The sequence below is a fragment of the Deltaproteobacteria bacterium genome, assembly GCA_009930495.1.
In the GTDB taxonomy this organism is placed as follows: Bacteria; Desulfobacterota; Desulfovibrionia; order Desulfovibrionales; family Desulfomicrobiaceae; genus Desulfomicrobium.
The window spans coordinates 1-1,039 of the sequence record RZYB01000481.1 but is presented as its reverse complement, the minus strand read 5'-3'; the positions used below and the strand labels follow the sequence as shown (position 1 = coordinate 1,039).

Below are 1,039 nucleotides of genomic sequence, written 5' to 3'. Positions count from 1 at the left end.
CGTTAGCGTTTATGCAAAGAAAAGACACAGCCTATGAATGGATTTGAATACATATTAACAAAACAAACGAGTTGGGCAGACAGAAACAATGTTAGATTGGTTGGTAGTGAAATTACCAAAGGTAGACTTGCATATACAGAAAGTTTGGATAAAAACTTATTTGAACCATTATTACCTGAAACAAGAACAGAGATTGAAAAGGGTGATGGAGGTGAATTAAAAGGAGATTCAACCCATTCTGCAAAAATGTGTGCTGTTCATTCATCTTCTGCAATTGGCGTAAACGTTTTACAATATTGGAAAAACAAAAATATTCCCGATTTAGCTTATGCACTTGGACTTTGCCGAAAAGATAATAAGTCGGCACAAGAGATTCATTTTGAGAAGAAATTCAAGATAAGCGATAAGTTTCAGTTTGACCCAAATATTGACTCGGTAATACTCAATGACAAAAAAGATAAAATTAAAGCTTTCGGGATAGAATGTAAATTTTCTGAAGCGTATTCTTCTCGCAGTCATCCTGGACTTAAAGAACGGTATCTGACAGAGATTACCGAACAATGGAAAGACATTCCAAACTTATTTGATTTCGCAAAAACAATTAGTCCAGAAGATAAATCCTTTAGTCATCTACATCCAGCACAATTGATAAAACATATTCTTGGATTAAAAAAGGAATATGGGAAAACTGGATTTAGATTGCTTTATTTATGGTATGACGTACTTGGGGAATATGGTTGTAAACACAGAGCTGAAATTGAAGAATTTGCACGAATTGCGAAACTGGACAATATAAAATTTCATTCAATAAGCTATCAGGAACTAATAATGAAACTGAAAAAAGATTTTTATATTGGCAACGAGAATTATGTAAATTATATGACTGATAGATATTTATAAAAAGCACAAAACGCTAACACTGTATATACAAAATAGGCGAGATTGTAGTAAATTCAGAGGTTGTAGCCCGCTTTAAAATTGTAACGGTTTGATAGGTTTGAACCCCGCAATCGCCCACTTTGCATATACTTGTCCGTTG

At 33.7% G+C, this 1,039-nt stretch carries 1 protein-coding gene; it reads left to right on the top strand.

Annotation, left to right across the window (positions count from 1 at the left end; genetic code table 11):
• Window positions 1-33: 33 nt before the first annotated feature.
• The gene (locus tag EOL86_15625) at window positions 34-900 is read left to right on the top strand and encodes a hypothetical protein (protein NCD27000.1); all 867 of its coding nucleotides are present in this window, start codon (window positions 34-36) and stop codon (window positions 898-900) included.
• Window positions 901-1,039: the final 139 nt, after the last annotated feature.